General features: G+C 62.8%; 22 protein-coding genes. 8 read left to right on the top strand and 14 right to left on the bottom strand.

Features of this window, described 5'->3' with window-relative positions; translation table 11 throughout:
* Positions 1-6: 6 nt before the first annotated feature.
* Entirely contained in the window at positions 7-645 is a 639-nt protein-coding gene (locus tag QRN54_RS13530; RefSeq protein ID WP_064073901.1) for an LON peptidase substrate-binding domain-containing protein, read from the bottom strand.
* Complete coding sequence (locus tag QRN54_RS13525) at positions 645-1121, bottom strand: DUF309 domain-containing protein (RefSeq protein ID WP_003940372.1); 477 nt, start codon at positions 1119-1121, stop codon at positions 645-647. Before QRN54_RS13525 ends, QRN54_RS13530 begins: the two co-directional genes overlap by 1 nt.
* A 140-nt stretch (positions 1122-1261) precedes the next feature.
* Here QRN54_RS13525 and QRN54_RS13520 point away from each other — a divergent pair, with 140 nt between their 5' ends.
* The gene (locus QRN54_RS13520) at positions 1262-1606 is read left to right on the top strand and encodes a YciI family protein (RefSeq protein ID WP_285182136.1); all 345 of its coding nucleotides are present in this window, start codon (positions 1262-1264) and stop codon (positions 1604-1606) included.
* 6 nt (positions 1607-1612) lie between these two features.
* On the top strand, positions 1613-2854 hold the full coding sequence (locus QRN54_RS13515) for an RNA polymerase sigma factor (RefSeq protein ID WP_083056580.1): 1242 nt from the start codon (positions 1613-1615) through the stop codon (positions 2852-2854).
* Between the two features lie 8 nt (positions 2855-2862).
* Here QRN54_RS13515 and dprE1 read toward each other — a convergent pair whose 3' ends face one another.
* The 3 genes from dprE1 to QRN54_RS13500 form a co-directional block, all read right to left on the bottom strand.
* Complete coding sequence (gene dprE1, locus QRN54_RS13510; RefSeq protein WP_285182135.1) at positions 2863-4275, bottom strand: decaprenylphosphoryl-beta-D-ribose oxidase; 1413 nt, start codon at positions 4273-4275, stop codon at positions 2863-2865.
* Between the two features lie 62 nt (positions 4276-4337).
* A complete protein-coding gene (locus tag QRN54_RS13505; RefSeq protein ID WP_208690207.1) occupies positions 4338-4916 on the bottom strand; it encodes a DUF7822 domain-containing protein in 579 nt (192 codons plus the stop codon).
* 26 nt (positions 4917-4942) lie between these two features.
* Positions 4943-5551: a TetR/AcrR family transcriptional regulator gene (locus tag QRN54_RS13500; protein ID WP_030536572.1), complete on the bottom strand. Its 609-nt coding sequence runs from the start codon at positions 5549-5551 to the stop codon at positions 4943-4945.
* Positions 5552-5691: 140 nt separating this feature from the next.
* Here QRN54_RS13500 and QRN54_RS13495 point away from each other — a divergent pair, with 140 nt between their 5' ends.
* The 3 genes from QRN54_RS13495 (at position 5692) to QRN54_RS13485 (ending at position 8417) form a co-directional block, all read left to right on the top strand.
* Positions 5692-6837 (top strand): acyl-CoA dehydrogenase family protein, encoded by a 1146-nt coding sequence (locus tag QRN54_RS13495; protein WP_285182134.1) that lies wholly within the window; start codon positions 5692-5694, stop codon positions 6835-6837.
* A 73-nt stretch (positions 6838-6910) separates the two neighbouring features.
* Positions 6911-7672, top strand: coding sequence for an SDR family NAD(P)-dependent oxidoreductase (locus tag QRN54_RS13490; RefSeq protein ID WP_003939707.1), 762 nt, complete (start codon positions 6911-6913; stop codon positions 7670-7672).
* 97 nt (positions 7673-7769) lie between these two features.
* The gene (locus QRN54_RS13485; protein ID WP_007730038.1) at positions 7770-8417 is read left to right on the top strand and encodes a TetR/AcrR family transcriptional regulator; all 648 of its coding nucleotides are present in this window, start codon (positions 7770-7772) and stop codon (positions 8415-8417) included.
* Between the two features lie 2 nt (positions 8418-8419).
* Here QRN54_RS13485 and QRN54_RS13480 read toward each other — a convergent pair whose 3' ends face one another.
* Positions 8420-8881, bottom strand: a complete 462-nt coding sequence (locus QRN54_RS13480) for an SRPBCC family protein (protein WP_003940411.1) — start codon at positions 8879-8881, stop codon at positions 8420-8422.
* Between the two features lie 89 nt (positions 8882-8970).
* Here QRN54_RS13480 and QRN54_RS13475 point away from each other — a divergent pair, with 89 nt between their 5' ends.
* Complete coding sequence (locus QRN54_RS13475) at positions 8971-9597, top strand: TetR/AcrR family transcriptional regulator (protein WP_030536574.1); 627 nt, start codon at positions 8971-8973, stop codon at positions 9595-9597.
* Between the two features lie 80 nt (positions 9598-9677).
* Here the strand turns inward: QRN54_RS13475 and QRN54_RS13470 are convergent, their stop codons facing one another.
* A complete protein-coding gene (locus QRN54_RS13470; protein WP_269610952.1) occupies positions 9678-10256 on the bottom strand; it encodes a TetR/AcrR family transcriptional regulator in 579 nt (192 codons plus the stop codon).
* 82 nt (positions 10257-10338) lie between these two features.
* Between QRN54_RS13470 and QRN54_RS13465 the strand changes: the two genes are divergently transcribed.
* Complete coding sequence (locus QRN54_RS13465) at positions 10339-11268, top strand: DMT family transporter (protein WP_502944050.1); 930 nt, start codon at positions 10339-10341, stop codon at positions 11266-11268.
* Here QRN54_RS13465 and QRN54_RS13460 read toward each other — a convergent pair.
* The 6 genes from QRN54_RS13460 to QRN54_RS13435 form a co-directional block, all read right to left on the bottom strand.
* Positions 11255-12076, bottom strand: a complete 822-nt coding sequence (locus QRN54_RS13460; protein ID WP_042448676.1) for a tyrosine-protein phosphatase — start codon at positions 12074-12076, stop codon at positions 11255-11257. The two genes, QRN54_RS13465 and QRN54_RS13460, sit on opposite strands and share 14 nt — an antisense overlap.
* Before the next feature lie 38 nt (positions 12077-12114).
* Positions 12115-12528 carry a phage holin family protein gene (locus tag QRN54_RS13455; protein WP_020970904.1) on the bottom strand — a complete coding sequence of 138 codons (414 nt, stop codon included), beginning with the start codon at positions 12526-12528 and terminating at the stop codon, positions 12115-12117.
* Between the two features lie 27 nt (positions 12529-12555).
* Positions 12556-13533, bottom strand: coding sequence for a DUF1214 domain-containing protein (locus QRN54_RS13450; RefSeq protein ID WP_003940299.1), 978 nt, complete (start codon positions 13531-13533; stop codon positions 12556-12558).
* A gap of 65 nt (positions 13534-13598) precedes the next feature.
* On the bottom strand, positions 13599-13907 hold the full coding sequence (locus QRN54_RS13445; protein ID WP_285182131.1) for an SHOCT domain-containing protein: 309 nt from the start codon (positions 13905-13907) through the stop codon (positions 13599-13601).
* 1 nt (position 13908) lies between these two features.
* A complete protein-coding gene (locus QRN54_RS13440; RefSeq protein WP_007729624.1) occupies positions 13909-14346 on the bottom strand; it encodes a DUF6325 family protein in 438 nt (145 codons plus the stop codon).
* Positions 14343-14717: a PLDc N-terminal domain-containing protein gene (locus tag QRN54_RS13435; RefSeq protein WP_030537228.1), complete on the bottom strand. Its 375-nt coding sequence runs from the start codon at positions 14715-14717 to the stop codon at positions 14343-14345. Before QRN54_RS13435 ends, QRN54_RS13440 begins: the two co-directional genes overlap by 4 nt.
* Before the next feature lie 171 nt (positions 14718-14888).
* Between QRN54_RS13435 and QRN54_RS13430 the strand changes: the two genes are divergently transcribed.
* Positions 14889-16424 (top strand): helix-turn-helix transcriptional regulator, encoded by a 1536-nt coding sequence (locus QRN54_RS13430; RefSeq protein ID WP_058226603.1) that lies wholly within the window; start codon positions 14889-14891, stop codon positions 16422-16424.
* On the opposite strand, the gene QRN54_RS13425 is transcribed toward QRN54_RS13430, so the two are convergent.
* A complete protein-coding gene (locus tag QRN54_RS13425) occupies positions 16359-16946 on the bottom strand; it encodes a TetR/AcrR family transcriptional regulator (protein ID WP_285182130.1) in 588 nt (195 codons plus the stop codon). The two genes, QRN54_RS13430 and QRN54_RS13425, sit on opposite strands and share 66 nt — an antisense overlap.
* Positions 16947-17026: the final 80 nt, after the last annotated feature.

The following is a 17026-nucleotide window of genomic DNA, read 5'->3' as shown; positions in this document are numbered from 1 at the left end:
TTGCGCTCAGAGGAGATTGAACTGCGCGACCTCGATGGTGTTCTCGACTGCCTCCGAGAGTGCGCGAATACGTTCGTCGGCGCCTGGCGCGGTCAAAATCGCCAGGCGATCGGCGTCACCCATCGGAATGCTCCTGGCGAGGGCATACAGCCGAGAACCCAGCGGATCCAAGGGATCCGGTGGGACGGGCATTCGCGGAGTCTGTTCGCCGGCCCGAAGTGCGAGCTTTCCCAACATTCCGTACATGAACTCGATGCGCTCGAGGAGCGAGTCGTATTCGTAAGCAGTGACTGGTGTTCCGTTGTTCTCGTCAGGCCACAATTCGACCTCGGCAAGTGGGTAGGGATCGTCCGGCAGCCATCGATTGACCCGGATGCGGTCTTCGGTCCGGCAATACAACTGATACCGCCCGGCACCCATGGCGACATGAGACTCGATCCGAGCCAGAGTGCCGACGTCGTGACGTGATTCGCCGCCACCGACCTCGTGGCCACGAGCGATGAGCACTACTCCGAACAGTGGGCCGTCGGCAGCTTCGAGAACGTTCTCGACCAGTGCGCGATACCGAGGTTCGAAGATGTTCAGGGGCAACACCTCACCCGGTAGCAAAGCGGAGCCGAGCGGAAACATGGGGAAGATGGGCATCAGGGGATTCTCAACCTCGGAATCGGAGGGGCGGGGAAATCGCCGGGGCGATCGATTTCGGCGAGCAGGTGCTCGGACCACGTCAGTAGACCGGGGATATCGAGGCCGTGCGGACTCTCGACCTCGTAGTGCCTGATGCGGTCGTGACCCTGGCCGAGGAGTGAGACGGCGCCGGTGTTGTTGCCCCGAAGCAGATGGGTGAGCCCGACGGCCAACTGAGCCAGTCCCTGCCACAGGTCACGTTCCTCGGGCGGCGCGCTTTTCCACGTTCCTTCGAGAATCTCGTGTGCGTGGAAAGGCATGCCGTGGTCGAGGAGGCGCTGCGCCTCGGTGATCGACTCGTCTGGTGGCAGGCGTACATCGTCCGGAATGCGCGGGACACCGCCCGCTGCGTCGCGTGGCAGTGGACGTCCGAGTCCGTCACGGGGCCGCGAATTGAGGGGTTTCCCAGCGGCGTCCCGGTCGCGTTCGGTCATACACTCAGCCTAACGGCAGCGCCTCGGACGAACTCGCCAAAAGTTTTTTCGAGTCGCCTGTCGATTGCGGGGAGAACCGTTCGTCGTCATGTTGTAAGGCAAGAAAGCCGGAAGAGAAACAACAGACCAAGGAGTCAGTCATGAAGTACATGTTGCTCATCTACACCGCACCCGGCGGAGACACCGAACCCCAGTGCACGTTCGAGGACTGGCAGCAATACGACAAGGAAATGAAGGATGCCGGGATCTGGGTGTCCGGCGATGCCCTCGCCGACCTGACGGCAACGACGACGGTTCGGGTCTCGCAGTCCGGAGAAAAGACCGTCACCGACGGTCCCTTCGCAGAAACCCGTGAAATCCTCGGCGGCTACGACGTCATCGACGTTCCCGATCTGGATGCGGCGCTTTCATGGGCCGCGCGGTGCCCCGGCGCGCGCGACGGCGGCAGCGTCGAGGTGCGTCCACTGGCCGGGTTCGGGGACTGATTCGCCGTGGACGAGCAGGCCGAGAACTCCATCGAGTCAGTGTTCCGGGAGGAACGCGGACGACTCTTGGCCTCGCTCGTCAGCCGCTTCGGTGATCTGGATCTGGCCGAGGAAGTCACCTCCGAAGCCGTCGAGGCCGCGTTGGTGCACTGGCCCGTGGACGGAGTGCCGGCTAAACCCGGCGCCTGGCTGCTGACCACGGCGCGTCGTAAAGCCGTCGACAGGCTTCGTCGTGATCAGGCCTATGCGGCGCGATTGGCGGTGATGCAGGTGGACGCCGATCGTGCCGACCCGGCGCCGCCCACGGTCGACGGAGAACTTCCCGACGAGCGGTTGCAGCTGTTCTTCACCTGCTCGCACCCAGCGCTGGCCGAGGACGACCGAATCGCACTCACCTTGCGTTGCCTCGGCGGGTTGACGACGCCCGAAGTCGCTCGGGCCTTCCTCGTGCCTTCGGCGACCATGGCGCAGCGGATCGTGCGTGCGAAGAAGAAAATCCGTCAGGCTCGGATTCCCTTCCGAACTCCCAGCGCCGAAGAACTCCCGGAGCGTCTGCCCGGTGTTCTGCAGGTGATCTATTCGGTGTTCACCGAGGGGTACGCAGCGAGTTCGGGTCCGGATCTGCAACGCGTCGACCTGGCGGTGGAGGCGATCAGGCTGGCGAGGATCTTGCGCGCATTGCTTCCCGATGAGCGCGAGATCGCCGGGTTGCTTGCATTGATGCTTCTCGTCCACGCGCGTCGGGATGCCCGTACCGACGCCGCCGGCGGGATCGTGCTCCTCGAAGACCAGGATCGCGGGTGTTGGGACCAGCCGATGATCGAGGAAGGCAGCGACCTCGTCGTAGTCGCGTTGACCGGGGGAGCGCCGGGGCCGTACGGGGTGCAGGCCGCCATCGCCGCATTGCACGACGAGGCCGCAGATGTGGAGAGCACCGACTGGCCACAGATCTGCGCTCTCTACGGAGTGCTCCTCACGCTGACTCCGTCGCCGGTCGTGGCCGTCAATCGGGCAGTAGCGTTGGCGATGCGCGACGGCGAGGAAGTCGGGCTGACTGCGCTGGAGGAACTGGCAGCGGAGCCCAAACTTGCCGACTACCATCCGTATCACCTTGCACGAGCCGAACTACTTGCTCGGTTGGGGCGCACCGACGCAGCGGCATCCGCGTACCGACAAGCTCTGAAACTCGTTGGTACGGAACCGGAGCGGGCCTACCTGGAGCGTCGGTTGGGTGAGATCTCCGACTGATCGGCGCCTCAGACCAATTCGAGTCTTCGGGCCATGTCGGACACGAAAACACCTGTCGGATCGATATTTCTGCGTATCTGGATCCACTCGTCGATTCGCGGATACATCGAGTGGAAGCTTGCTGCGGTAGTCCGAGAGTCCTTGGCGGTGTAGAGGCGACCGCCGAATTCGAGTACCCGTTTGTCGAGGGAGGCGACGAACTCACCCAGGCCGGACTTGATCGGGAAGTCGAAGGCGACGTTCCACCCGGACATCGGAAAGCTCAGTGGCGCTGCGTTTCCCTCGCCGAAAAGTTTGAAGACGTTGAGAGCTGAATAGTGTCCCGAACGCTGGATATCGCGGATGATGCTCTTGAATTCGTCCACCGCGTCGACGGGCACCACGAACTGGTATTGCAGGAATCCCTTGGACCCGTAGGCACGGTTCCAGTCACCGATGAGGTCGAGCGGATGGTAGAACTGCGTCAGGTTCTGCACCTTCCCGACGTAGTTGCCGCCGGTGCGGTAGTAGAACTCGCCGATCGCTGACGCCGAAAGCTTGTTCATCAAGCCGTTGGGGAAAACATCCGGTGTCGTGAACAGTTGTGGCGCATCGAATTTCAACGGATTCTTCTGCAATTTCAGCGGAAGCTGGTCGACGGTCGCCAACGAACCACGCGTGATCGAGGCCCGGCCGAGCTTCGGCGGCGCACTGACTGCATCGAACCAGGCGCTCGAATACGTGTAGTCGGCTTCGCTGCCGTCGCTGTGAAAAGCGACGGTTTCATCAAGACTCGCGGTCAGAGCGCCGTCGTTGGCGAAATACGCCGTTTCGGTCGGCGTCATCTCGAGGGTGACGCGCAGGATGATCCCGGTCAGTCCGATCCCGCCGACGGTAGCCCAGAAGAGCTCGGATGTCGGGCCATGCGGCTCCAAGGTTCGGATACTGCCGTCAGCAGTGAGCAGATTCATCGAGCGGACATGATTTCCGAAGCTGCCCTCGGCGTGGTGGTTCTTGCCGTGAATATCGCAGGCGATCGCTCCGCCGATGGTTACCTGGCGTGTTCCGGGGAGAACCGGGACCCAGAGGCCGAACGGTAGTGCCGCGCGCATCAGCTGATCGAGAGAGACTCCCGCGTCCATCTCCACGAGACGGGACTCGGCATCGATCTTGTGAATTCGACGGAAGGCGGTCATGTCGATGACCAAGCCGCCGGTGTTCTGCGCGTTGTCTCCGTAAGACCGGCCCAGACCACGAGCGATGACTCCACGTCGGAGGTGCAACGGCTTGTCCGCGTTGTCGTCTGCGACGCGGGCGACGGCCTTAGCGATCGCCTCTACATCAGGGGTCGAAACGACGTGCGAGGTAGTTCGGGCTGTGCGACCCCAACCGCCGAGGACGGTGGACGCAGCGGTTGGCAGATCGGTGGCGTAGTCGGACACGAAATCCGAGGGTACCTGTTTGCGGACCACCCGGTCTGAAACCTTTGGTTGCGCCGGTGCTCTTATCGAGGGACGTCGAGATCGAAGTACAGGGTCTCGGACCAGTAACCGAGGCCGAGCTCGCGTAGCGGTTCCTCGACGCTCTCCTGAGTCGGCGTGAACAGCCGCTCCCAGAAGCGCGGCTTGGCGGGTGCGAGCGTGGCCAGCGCCGCCTCCATCTCGGCGTCGATGTCCGCCAGACCGGTCATCAGGGCCGTGCCCTGTTCGGCGAACGGTTCGTCGTCCATGTCGAAGATCTCGCCGCACTCGAGGACGAAGTAGTGGTCGGGTTCGGTGTGGCTGTGCAGGAAACGCAGCGCATCGCCGGCCATCGTGCCGAGTGCGGGGTGATCGATGCGGCCGAGGAAGTCTTCGAACCGGGCGATACCAGGACCACAGGGCGCGGTGACCGCGATCAGGTCGGGGGTGTCGTCCCAGATGATCGACTGGCGGGGGAGCGGATTCACGGACACAAGGATCCGGGGGACCAGCGGTATCGCGTACGACCACTCCGAGATTCCTTTGAGTCCACGGGTGCGAGCGGCAGCCGGATTCTCATGCGGGGCAACAGGAGTCGAGTAGAGATAGGTGCGGTTGGCCACTGGCCGAGTCCTTTCTGCGGTCGGCGTCACCTGATTCGGGCGGCGCCCACCATCCTCAATGCCAGGTCTCCGTACAGTTTTCCGATGTCTTCCGGATTCGTGTAATTGCCGGCCGGGAACCAGCGGCACACGTCGACGCACAGGGACATCAAGGCGAGGGTGACGCCTTCGGCATCGGGGATCGTGAAATCGCCCGACTGCACGCCGGCATCGACAACCTCCCGGACCACCCGCGTCGTGCTGCGGCGAAGCGCGACGACGGTTCGGTAGTGCTCTGGTGTGAGGGCAGTGAGTTCGTACTGGACAACGCGAGCGAGTGAATGGTGCCCGGCCTGCCAACTTGCGAAGGTGCTGATCAGTTCCTGCAAACGAACGGACGGTTCTTCACCAGGTCGGTCGGCGCCCTCGACCACCTTCAACGCTTCGGTGTGGCCTTCGAAGCTGATCGCGAAAAGCAGTTCTTCTTTCGAGCGGTAGTGCGGGTACATGGCGGCGGGACTCATGTCGAGTCGCGCGGCGATGTCACGGGTGGTGGTGCCGCCGTAGCCGGCAGAGGCAAAAGCGTCCACGGCTGCCGCGCGGATACGGGCCGCAGCTTTGGAGGGGCTGATCACCACGTCAGGTGAATCGCTCACGGTTTCCTCCAGGTGTGACGGATTTCGATGTTGACAATATCCCGCTCTCGATTCACTATAAGCAGGTGCTTAGATTCTAAGCGAATGCTTAGGAACATCGTTACGTGTGGCTTTGCCACGCCGAAAGGAAGCAACTCGTCATGCGTCGCACTCTGTACGGACCCGATCACGAGGCATTTCGCGAATCTGCTCGCGAATTCGTCAACCGGAACATCCTTCCGGTCGCAGAGAAGCTGATCGACCAGCGCTTCATCGATCGTGAAATCTGGCTCGAAGCGGGACGCAACGGCTTCCTCGGACTCGAGGTTCCGGAGGCGTACGGCGGAAGCGAAGCCGACGACTACCGCTTCAACGCGGTTCTGGCCGAAGAGCTCTCGCGCGCCAGTGCAGCTGTTGCTTCGAGCTTCGGCATTCACGCCGACGTCGTTGCTCCCTACCTCGTTCAGCTCACCACCGAAGAGCAGAAGCAGCGTTGGCTGCCCAAGTTCTGCACCGGCGAGATGCTGACGGCCATCGGCATGACCGAGCCTTCCGGTGGATCCGACCTCGCCTCGCTCAAGACCACTGCGGTCAAGGACGGCGACGACTGGATCATCAACGGCTCCAAGACCTTCATCACCAACGGCTACAACGCCGACCTCGTGATCGTGGCGGCTCGGACCAGTCCCGAGAAGAAGTCCAAGGGCATCACCCTCTTTGCCGTCGAGACCGGCATGGAAGGCTTCGAGCGCGGACGCAAGCTCGACAAGGTCGGCCAGCACGAGTCCGATACCGCCGAACTGTTCTTCGAGAACGTTCGCGTGCCGTCCACCAACATCATCGGTGAGATCGACCGCGGCTTCATCCACATGATGGAAATGCTGCCGCAGGAGCGCGTCGGCGCTGCGGTGTCCAACATCGCGCACGCCGCTCCGATCCTCGAAGAGACGCTGCAATACGCCAAGGACCGCAAGGCTTTCGGTCAGCCGATCGGCTCGCTGCAGTGGAACAAATTCCTTCTCGCGGATCTCGTCACCCGCATCGAGGTCACCCAGGCCTACGTCGACAACTGCGTCGCGGCACACGCTGCCGGCGAGCTGACCGCCATCGACGCCGCCAAGGCTAAGTGGTGGACCGCGCAGGTGCAGAACGAGGTCCTCGATCACTGCGTTCAGTTGCACGGTGGCTACGGCTTCATGACCGAGTACCGCGCCGCTCGCGCGTGGATGGACGCCCGTGTCACCAAGATCTGGGCCGGATCCAACGAGATCATGAAGGAACTCATCGGCCGCGATCTCGGCCTGTAATTTCGCAACTGCAGTCGATACGTCACTGCAACCGCCACTTCCCGAACCCGACGACACAGGAGCATCACCGCGCATGTCTGTTCTCGACAAGTTCTCTCTGACCGATCGAGTGGTCATCGTGACCGGTGCGTCGTCGGGCCTCGGGGTGGCGTTTGCGAAAGCCGCAGCAGAGGCCGGCGCGGACGTCGTCCTCGCTGCTCGCCGCGTCGACAAGCTCGAAGACACGGCCAAGCTCGTGCGTGACGCAGGCCGCGAAGCATTGTGCGTGGCCACCGACATCGTCGATCCGGCTCAGGCTCAGAACATGGTCGACGCCGCGATGGAGAAGTTCGGCCGCGTGGACGTGCTGGTCAACAATGCCGGCGTCGGAACTGCCGTTCCGGCGACCCGCGAGACCCCGGACCAGTTCCGCGCCGTCATCGACATCAACCTCAATGGGTCCTACTGGGCAGCGCAGGCCTGCGGCCGCGTCATGCTCCCGGGCAGCTCCATCGTCAACATCTCGAGCATTCTCGGATTGACGACCGCCGGACTCCCGCAGGCCGCCTATGCGGCGAGCAAGGCAGGCGTCGTCGGATTGACCCGCGACCTCGCACAGCAGTGGGGAACGCGCAAGGGCATTCGCGTCAACGCGATCGCGCCCGGCTTCTTCAAGTCGGAAATGACAGACCAATACAACGACGGTTACTTGGACGCGATGGCTCCGCGCCTGATCCTCGGCCGCATGGGCGATCCGGAAGAGCTCGCGGCCACCATGGTGTGGCTCGCGTCCGAGGCCGGCGGATACGTCACCGGTCAGACCATCGCCGTCGACGGAGGAATCACCATCACCTGACGCCGATGCCGAGATGTCGCCGGCTTTGCCGTATAAGTAGCTGGTGACCTCTCGCGCCGAACCTCAGGAGAACTGGGAAGACCGTCCGCCACCATCCATGGCTGCGACGGAGCTTCTGCGTGACCTGCCGGTGACTGCCCGCGGCGTCCGTACCAGGGCTTCTCTGGTCGCAGCGGCTCGAACGGTGTTCGAGCGCGCAGGGTATCTCGACGCCCGTCTCACGGACATCACCAAGGAAGCGAACTGCTCCACCGGCACGTTCTACACCTACTTCGACAACAAAGAGCAGATCTTCGCCGCAGTTCTCGACGTCGCGCAGGAAGACATGCTGCACCCAGGCATGGGACGGGTCCGCGACGTCGACAATCCGTATGCGGTCCTCGAATCGAGCAACCGTGCCTACCTGACGGCTTTTCGCCGCAACGCCAAACTGATGGGTCTGCTCGAGCAGGTATCGCACATCGATCCGGCCTTCGCGAAACTGCGTCGGGACCGAGCCGAGACCTTCATTTCTCGTAATGCCCGAGCCATCGAACGCTTGCAAGCAGCTGGCAAGGCAGACGCCTCGTTGGACCCGCTGTTGGCTTCCCGAGCACTGTCGGCGATGGTGAGCCGTCTTGCCTACAGTTCATTCGTCTCCGAGGAACCTGGCGCCGACGGCAACCCCGTCCCGTTCGAGGACGTCGTCAAGACGGCTACTCAGGTGTGGGCCAACGCGCTGGGACTCGAAGGCGACCGCGGGTAGTTTCAGCCTTCGCCGCGGGCCGCGAACTGCTCCTCGAGGCTGTGGCGCAGTGTTTCCTCGCTGTTCTTGACAGCGTTTTCGACGAACGGCCCGATCAATCGGCCGAGTGCCTTGCCGGCAATGCCGCCGGGCAGTTTGTAGGCGAAGTCGACGGAAAGCTCGGTCTTGGAATCGTCGATCGCAGCGAACTCCCACGTGGACGAGTTAGATACACCGCCGAGCGAGGACAGCTTGATGATCCGATTCTTCTCCCACTCGGTGACCTCGAGTTTGGAGCGCAACGTGCTCGGCCCGATCTGCATGGCCGCGTCGAACGTGGCGCCGAGTCCCTGATCGAACTCTCCGAACGGGGTGAACTCGGAAACACCGAACATCCACGTCGGGACATTGCGGTAGTTGTCGATGTAGTCGAAGGCGACATCAACCGGCACGGCAGCAACCGCGGTGTGGCGAACATGGATCATGACTGGTCCCTGTCTTTCGGTGAACACCGACTCTAACCAATGGCTCCGACGTGTTCGGCGGCGGCGCAAGAGCGATCTACGGTATCGGTATGACGAACGAGCTTCCGGTACGCGGGTCCTGGCGCGATTACGAAGACCTGGGACTACCGAAACCGCTCGCTGCGGCGTTGGAGGCGTTCGTCGAGCAGGGCTATCACGGGACTTCGATCCGTGACGTCGCGTCGCGGTCCGGGCTGTCGGTGCCGGGGCTCTACCACCACTACCCGTCCAAGCAGGCTCTGCTGATCGGTCTGGCGACCGTTGTGATGACGGAGTTGTTGGAGCGAAGCCGCGCCGCCGAACTCGATGCCGGGGACGATCCCTCCGATCGCTTCGACGCGGTGATCGAATCTCTGTTGCGGTTCCACATGTTTCGGCGCGAGCAGTCGTTCGTCGCCTCCTCGGAGATCCGCAGCATGGAGCCCGACAGCCGGGCTGGTTACATCGCCCAGCGCGACGAACAGCAGAAGCAGGTGGACCGGATCGTCCTCGACGGCGTCGCCTCGGGCGTGTTCGAAGCCGACCATCCCGAGGACGCCAGCCGAGCCGTGGTGACGATGTGCGTCGCCGTCGCGGTCTGGTACCGACCGGACGGTGAGTTGTCTCCGGACGAGTTGGTGGAGAGGTATTTGGAGATAGCGAGGCGCATGGTGGGGGCGAAGCGGGTGGGGGAGTGACTGTGGGGGCGAAGCGGGTGGGGGAGTGACTGTGGGGGCGAAGCGGGTGGGGGAGTGATCTGTTGACGCAACGGCGCGAATCAGTCTGAATTTTTCAACAATTCGAGCGCTGCGTTCCGGCCGGCATCGAAGGGGTCGGTGCCGATACCGATCCCGTCTGCGACGAGGGCACCTTCGTGAAGCAGCATGATTGCCTCGACGAGACGTTCGTCGGCTAGTCCGTCCGTCGCCAGAATGCGCCGGAAAAGGTCTGACATCTCCCGCTTTTGTTCGGCGATGACAGCGAACACCGGATGTGAGTGATCGCTGAACTCGGCGTGCGCGTTGATCATGCTGCACCCTTTGCCTCCGCTCGCCTTGGACCAGGAGGCGGAAGCGTCGAATACCGCACTCAACTGTTCGGCGCGGCTAGCTCCGGCTGATGCGAGCTTCTCGTCGCGAAAGATTCGCCACCGCCGATCTCGAGCCCTCAGGTATTCAACGACGAGACCGTCTTTCGAGCCGAACCGTTCGTACAAAGTCTTCTTCGTGACGCCGGCGTCCAGTGCGACGGTATCCACGCCTACGGCATGAATCCCCTTTTCGTAGAACAGCTTCGACGCAGACTCCAGAATGCGACGCGCTTTCGGAGTCAATTCGGGTGTGGATTCCTCTGCCATGGACAAAAGTATACCGATCTGTATAGTCGGGCTCATGAGTAAACAGATCGGTATACCTCGGATCGTGACCTCGAGATCTGCCGTGACGGCTACCTTGTCGGTCCTGTTCGTCGCGTGCTGGAGTTCGGGATTCATCGGAGCCAAACTAGGCGCCGGCAGTGCCGGGGTCCCCACGCTGCTGATGTGGCGTTTTCTCCCGCTCGCGGTGGTACTGCTCCCGATTGTCTGGTTCTCCGCCCGGCGCCAGAACACGATGCCGACACCACGGGCTCTCGGCAGGCAGGTGGTGATCGGGATGCTCTCCCAGAGTGGCTACCTGTTGTCGATGTACTGGGCAGTCGATCTCGGCGTGAACACCGGAACAACTGCGCTGATCGACGGTATTCAGCCGCTGGTGGCTGCCGCGCTGCTCGGTCCGGTCCTCGGTGTCGCAGTCCCGCGTATGCAGTGGGTCGGGTTGGCGATCGGAATGGGCGGCGTCGTGATGGTCACGGCAGCCGATGCCGGGGCCGGTACATCGGCGCCGTGGTGGGCGTACGCGATTCCGTTCCTGGGGATGCTCAGCCTGGTTGCATCCACCTTCGTCCAACAACGCGCTCCCACGTCTACACCGCCACTGCAGGCTTTGGCCATCCACTGCTCTACCAGCGCAATAGTTTTCACGACACTGGCGGTGGCCTCAGGTGTCGCCGTACCACCAAGCGTCAACACATTCTGGATCGCATTGCTCTGGTTAGTCGTGCTGTCCACGTTCGGTGGTTACGGGCTGTACTGGTTACTGCTCCGTCGCATCGGCATCACGTCCGTCAACACCTTGATGTTCTTGATCGCCCCCGTCACCGCGGTCTGGGGCGCGTTGATGTTCGGAGAATCGTTCACTGCGTTCACCGCGCTCGGCTTGGCGGTGGGGATCCTCGCCGTCGTCGTGGTCACCCGGGCGGACAATCACCAGAAAAAGCGGGGAGAGGGCGAAAATGCCTGTTCGGTAAGGGCTCCGATCACTTCGCGCTGATGACTCCCGACCTGGATGTGAACCGCTCGCGGAGCGCGGTGAGTTGCTCTGCGGTGAGCTTCAGTCCGTTGATTGCGTAGTCCTCGACGGTGCCGAAGTGCGTGCGCATTTCGTCGAGAGCTGCGTCGAAATAGCTGTCACGGACTCCGAGGAGGGGTCGTAGCACTTCTGCGTCAACGCCTTTGCTCGCGGCGAAGTCGAGGATCGGTTCTGTCATGGGAGCCAGATCGGTGTTCGTCTCCAGGTAGTCGGCGCGTACATCGGCTTCGTCGGCCCCGAGGAGGAGTAGGAAAGAGGTCGCGGCCCACCCGGTTCGATCCTTGCCGGTGGTGCAGTGGAAAAGTGCTGCCCCGGAGCGTTTTTCGTCGATGAGGTCGAGGTAGAACGTGCGATAGGCGTCGAGAGCGGACGGCAGGCTGACGAAGTTGCGGTTGGCTTCCTCCATCTGTGCGATCCCACGTCCGTCGCTGATGGTCTCGGCGTATGCGACCGGGTCCGTCATGAGTAGTCCAGTGGCCGCGGCGTTTTGGGCATTGTCGGCAAGTACGTCGAGCCAGACTGTGCGCGTCGAGTCAGGGAGATTGTCGAGTGCGCCGTCGCGCTCGGCGGCGGTCCTCAGGTCGTATACCGTCCGCACGTCCAAGTCGGCGACCGCGGCAAGGTCGTCGCCGTCGAGTTTCGCCAGAGTCGCCGAACGATAGAGCGCGCCCGCGCGGACGGTGCCGTCTGCAACAGGAATGCCACCGAGGTCCCGGAAGTTCGGAGCGGTCTTCAGGAGAACGCGGCGATCGAGCGGGTGAGTTGGCATGGCTGACTCCTTGTGGGTTCCGTTTCCGAACTGATCATTCATGCCTTCTGCACACTGCGCACGAGCTTTTCGGCATTGCGTCTCTTGATCCACTTGTCGATGACGAGAGCCATGAAGATCCACCCGCCCAATGCCGTGATCACCCACACGATGATCGGGGCGAGGATCCAGGACCCGACGCCGCTGATCTCGATACCGTCGGGGACCAGGGTCGCAACCCAGAGCGCGAGCAGTGTGGCGACCAAGCCGACACCACCCGCGAGCGGAGCCGCGTAGTGCAGTGCCACGCTGAGCACGAATGGGCCGAGGATCATGTGTGCGAGGGTGAATACACCGATAGCGGCCAAGAAGCCGTTCACGCTCAGGCTGACCCCGGGAAGAGCAAAATGCACGACGATCAGCGCTATCGCGCCGAGAACACATTGCGAAATGAGCTGAAATAACAGACGCATGGCTTGTACCTCCGTGATCAGGTCGAGTCACCCGAGAGTGGTGTGTGCGTGGGGAACGCTTTGCTGCAGGGCTTCGGGACGAGGCGCCGTCCAGGTGCCGTCGAGCACGGAGGGACGGGGGCGGTACAGGCGCAGTACGTAGTTCCACCCGGGCATGATGGGCAGTGCGTTCGCGACGCCGTCGAGATGGACCCCGAAGCGAATGGTGGTGCTGCCGTCGGAGTCTGGGGTGGCCGTGAGGCTGTTGATGCTGTTGACGCCCAGAGCGTTCTCTTCGAAGTATCCGGCCGCGTTGTACAGCGAGACCGACCAGAACGCATCCACGGGAACATCGTTCAGGCGGAGACGGTATTCCCCGACCGGGAGACGTTCGTCGAAGTTGACGTAGGTGGCCTCGTACTCGGGAAGGCCACCCCAGCCGGATGCGGTACCGAGCAGGTGCCTGATCGGATCGACTTCCGCAGCGGTACCGAATGAATGGTCGTACGTGGTGATGCCACGCGCGAGTGCGAGGAGTGCGTCGCGGGTCTCGGTCTGCGATTGCTCGTCGTAGTCGGGCAACGGGAACTCTCCCGTTCCGCCGCCGTCGATGTTGAGGGCGTCTTGCAACCGGTTCACCTCGGCGACGTCTTCGGGGCTGTTCGGATCGACGAGGATGCGCACGATCAGTGCGGCGTAGTCGGTCCCGACCAATTCACGCGTGAGCAGGTGCTCTCCCGGGTCGCGCAGGATGACGGGACCGAAGTGATCTTGACTGACCACCCACACGGAGATGTAGCGCTCGCCGGTATCGGGCACCGTGATGGTGACGTTCTCGCGCACGTCGATGATCGCGCTGCTGTACAGAGTGTCGCGGTTCTGGCGGATGATCGGCTGGTTGTCGAGTGACCCGAGATCACGAGTGTGGTTCCACGTGCCCAGGCCGACGCCCGCGGCCAGGCGAGCGAACATGAGATCGGACTCTGCCCGATTGAAGTTCAGGACGTTGACGGCGATCGTGGACATAGTGGGTTCCAATCGGTGTCGGGGTACGGAAGCGGGCGCGGTAATCCATGGCCCGTCGGGGTGAATCAGCCCAGCAGTCGTGCTTTCGCGGCTTGGAACTCGGCGTCACTCAGCAGGCCTTGTGATTTGAGGTCGCCGAGTTTCTGCAACTCGGCGACGAGATCGACCGGGGCCGCGGGTGCGGGTGTGGGCATCGGGAGTGCGGTATGCTGCTGGGCGAATTCGTACTGCGCCTGCTCGTAGTCGGCCTGAGCTCTCCTTTGCCGGCGGGTGGCCATACCGTCGCTGACGGCGGTCGCGGTACCGGTGACGACCGCGGTGCGGGCGGCGAGGCCCAGCAGTCCGGGGCGGCCTCGTCTCGGGATGTACGGCATGTCAGACCTCCAATTTCGGGATGATCGTGTCCATGAGGGCATTGACGACGGGTGCGGGTATCCGCTCGTAACCCAGTAGCACCGCGCCTGACGCAGCGGTGCGGGCGGCGAGTTCGCGCTGATAGACCAGCTCGAGCGCGACCAGCAGCGCTGCAGCGCCGGTGGGAATGGCTGCCGCGAGTTCGGTGATGTCCTCATGCCCGAGCAGACCGGACGCGCCGAGCATCTCGACGTTGATCTCGAAGCCGTTCGGCAACTCCTCGACTTCGATGAGGGTGAGTTCATCGTCCTCGGACTTGGAGATGACGATCAGATCGAGCAGCCGCACCAGGCCGGTATCCGTAAGGTCGGTCAGTGCGGAGAGCGCGGCCGGGTCGAGGCTCTGCCCAGGCAGGCCGAGAAGGTAGAAGTCGACGGGGCCGAAACGCGCGGCACTCACGAGAGGACCTTCAGCTTGAGTGCGGCGAACTCGTCCTCGCTGATCGCTCCGGCTTCGAGCAGTGCTGCGGCTGCGGCGATCTCCTCGCTGGGGCTCTTCCCCGCGACCTCGCGGATATACGATTCGGCGGCCTTCTCGGCGTCGCGTGCGGCCTTGTTGCTGCGTTCCGTCATCCCTTCGCCGCGGGCGACGAGATAGACGAGGGCGGTCAGGATCGGTAGGAAGAGCAGGAAGAACACCCAAACGGCCTTCAACCAACCGCTGAGCTTGTGGTCGCGGAACAGGTCGGCGATGATCGCGAACAGCGCGAAGAGATATCCGATGAAGACGGTCGCCCACAGCATCCAGCCGAGGCTTTCCCAGAAGCTCATGTGTCTTATCCGTTTCGTGTAAGGCCTGCGCACACGGTATTCCGCTGACTCACGCATTTCGGTTGATTCCGGCAATTCTCACCGGTATCGGCGGGCTTCGATCGCGGCCTAATCCGAAGCGGATGAGACCGGATTTCCACGGACATCGAACGTCTCGAGTATCTTCGACACATGATCGAAGCCGTGCGTGACGCACTCGCCTCTGGTGAGGCGGAGCAGGCTCGACGAGTCCTGCGGAAAAACTGGCTTCGTTTGATTCTCGAATCTCACACCAGGGAACTCGAGCAGCTCTGCCTTGCTCATCCCGATCCCCACGATCCGCACATCCTGCTGATACGAGCGTGCTGCCGCGATCTCAGCGGTGATCCGTACGGCGCTGAGTTTCTCCGCGGGCAGGGTCTGCGGGTGGCGTCCGACGATTTTGTCGTCTGCTTCACCGACCTGCTGCTCGCTCCGGACACCTCGACCAAGGCCGTCATCGCCGATCGCGCGCGTCACGCGCTCGCCCAGTGCGAGCCCGAGGACGATTACCCGTCCGCGCTTTTCCTCCTCGGATGGACCGAGGTCAGGCTTCGTCGTGACCTTCCTCGTGCCATCGCGCTACTTCGCTCCGCCGGTGACGAGGCGCAGTTGCAGTCGCGCACGGAGACATTGCGTCTTGCACAGTCCAACTTGGCCTTTGCGCTGACCCACGCGGGAGCATTCACCGAAGCCGAACAGATCCTCGACGGCCTTCCTGCGCGAGATGTGGCGTCCGATTGGGAACGCTTCGAAGGTGGTCTCCCACAGTCGAATCGGGGGTGCATCGCTTACTGGCGTGGCGACTTCGAGGAGGCGATCGCTCAGTTCGACTCGATCATCGTGGAGGGCAGTCCCGGAACCAACTTCGAGGCGCTCGCCCGTCTGTACCTGGTGATGAGCCTGATCGCTCTGAACCGGGAAGACCGGTACCACAACGCCGCTCGTCTGCTGCGAGGCGTGAGCACTGCGGACAAGCACGGCATTCCTTGGGATACGCTGCGGCGCGTCACCACGGCCTGGCTCGCCCACGCTCAAGGACAGGACGAGCAAGCTCGCCGCATCGCAATGCCCACGCTGACCAGAACAGGTGCTGCGGTCGCTCACGCGCTTCTCGCGGAGCTCTACCGAGTCATGGGGGATCCGGAACCGTCGGCTCAAGCGCTTCGCTTGGCAACCTCGGCCGCGCTGCCGCGATATGCGCTGGTGAGCACCCTTGTCACGTCTGCCGCCCTGAGCTCCGTCGCCGGGCGTGGACCGCAGGCGCACGAGCAGTTGGATCGTGCGCTGGCGGAAGCAATCCCCGAGCGGATTCTCGCCCCATTTCTGAGCGGCGATCCGGTAATCGTCGATCTGTTGAACGCGCACGCAACACAGGGGTCGAGACACCAGGAGCTCCTACGCACGATTCTGGAAAAACGGGGCCAGCTCTCTGCCAAGCTCGCCGGAGTCCTGACGGAACGTGAGAAAGAGATCCTCACTTTTCTGCGAACTACGATGACTGCAGACGAGATCGCTGCGCACCTCGGCATCGCCTATCCCACTGTGAAGACTCACATTCGCTCGATCTACCGCAAACTAGGCGTGACCAAACGGCGTGCCGCTGTTCAAGCAGCCGACAACCTAGACCGCGGGATCGGGGGCGATTCCGCGGCGGAGGCTGCGAACCGTCAGATCCAAGGCTTGTAGTCGCGTCCCGGAACCGCGGTTCACGTAGTCCATCGACGTGTAGAGCAGTGACCACAGCAGGTTCTGCACCCAGTCCGAACCCATGTCGGGGTCGATGGAACCGTCGGAGTGTCCGCGCTCGATTGCATCGGTGACTGAGTCGTCGTTCGACGCGGACTCGGCAAACGAATCTTCTTGATACACAACGGGAGTGAAGAACAGGACCGTCAAGAGGTCGGCCAGTTCGAAGTATTCATGGCACAGGCGAACCAGTGCTTCGGCTCCGGTACCCTCGCCGAGTCGAGCTGCTGCTGCTGCCTCTCCGACGGCGCGGGTGGCCTCGGCCGCGACTGCGTCGACCAGGTCTGACCGTTCGGGAAAGTAGCGGTGCAAAGTGGTCCGGCCGACCTTTGCGGCCGAAGCGATCTCGCTGAGGGTCGCAGCAGGCTTGGATGCGAACACCGAAACGGCAGCATCGAGGATGGCCTTCCGTGTGCGCTCGCGGGTCGCGCTTTGTTCTGGTGCGCTGTGGATCGTTGTCACGAATCCGAAGCGTAGCCGTGTCCGGTTTCGGTATCCAGTGTTTCCGAATCGGAATTTCTCTTGCCCTTTATGGAACATTC

It is taken from the genome of Rhodococcus sp. MEB032 (assembly GCF_030208925.1).
In the GTDB taxonomy this organism is placed as follows: domain Bacteria; phylum Actinomycetota; class Actinomycetes; order Mycobacteriales; family Mycobacteriaceae; genus Rhodococcus_F; species Rhodococcus_F qingshengii.
This window is presented reverse-complemented; position numbering and strand designations above follow the sequence as displayed.

What these genes read in the sequence shown, in the direction of transcription:
- QRN54_RS13530 (WP_064073901.1), bottom strand. Translation starts at nt 645, where the DNA reads ATGCCCATCTTCCCCATGTTTCCGCTCGGCTCCGCTTTGCTACCGGGT.
- QRN54_RS13525 (WP_003940372.1), bottom strand. Translation starts at nt 1,121, where the DNA reads ATGACCGAACGCGACCGGGACGCCGCTGGGAAACCCCTCAATTCGCGG.
- QRN54_RS13520 (WP_285182136.1), top strand. Translation starts at nt 1,262, where the DNA reads ATGAAGTACATGTTGCTCATCTACACCGCACCCGGCGGAGACACCGAA.
- QRN54_RS13495 (WP_285182134.1), top strand. Translation starts at nt 5,692, where the DNA reads ATGCGTCGCACTCTGTACGGACCCGATCACGAGGCATTTCGCGAATCT.
- QRN54_RS13490 (WP_003939707.1), top strand. Translation starts at nt 6,911, where the DNA reads ATGTCTGTTCTCGACAAGTTCTCTCTGACCGATCGAGTGGTCATCGTG.
- QRN54_RS13485 (WP_007730038.1), top strand. Translation starts at nt 7,770, where the DNA reads ATGGCTGCGACGGAGCTTCTGCGTGACCTGCCGGTGACTGCCCGCGGC.
- QRN54_RS13480 (WP_003940411.1), bottom strand. Translation starts at nt 8,881, where the DNA reads ATGATCCATGTTCGCCACACCGCGGTTGCTGCCGTGCCGGTTGATGTC.
- QRN54_RS13475 (WP_030536574.1), top strand. Translation starts at nt 8,971, where the DNA reads ATGACGAACGAGCTTCCGGTACGCGGGTCCTGGCGCGATTACGAAGAC.
- QRN54_RS13470 (WP_269610952.1), bottom strand. Translation starts at nt 10,256, where the DNA reads ATGGCAGAGGAATCCACACCCGAATTGACTCCGAAAGCGCGTCGCATT.
- QRN54_RS13460 (WP_042448676.1), bottom strand. Translation starts at nt 12,076, where the DNA reads ATGCCAACTCACCCGCTCGATCGCCGCGTTCTCCTGAAGACCGCTCCG.
- QRN54_RS13455 (WP_020970904.1), bottom strand. Translation starts at nt 12,528, where the DNA reads ATGCGTCTGTTATTTCAGCTCATTTCGCAATGTGTTCTCGGCGCGATA.
- QRN54_RS13450 (WP_003940299.1), bottom strand. Translation starts at nt 13,533, where the DNA reads ATGTCCACGATCGCCGTCAACGTCCTGAACTTCAATCGGGCAGAGTCC.
- QRN54_RS13445 (WP_285182131.1), bottom strand. Translation starts at nt 13,907, where the DNA reads ATGCCGTACATCCCGAGACGAGGCCGCCCCGGACTGCTGGGCCTCGCC.
- QRN54_RS13435 (WP_030537228.1), bottom strand. Translation starts at nt 14,717, where the DNA reads ATGAGCTTCTGGGAAAGCCTCGGCTGGATGCTGTGGGCGACCGTCTTC.
- QRN54_RS13430 (WP_058226603.1), top strand. Translation starts at nt 14,889, where the DNA reads ATGATCGAAGCCGTGCGTGACGCACTCGCCTCTGGTGAGGCGGAGCAG.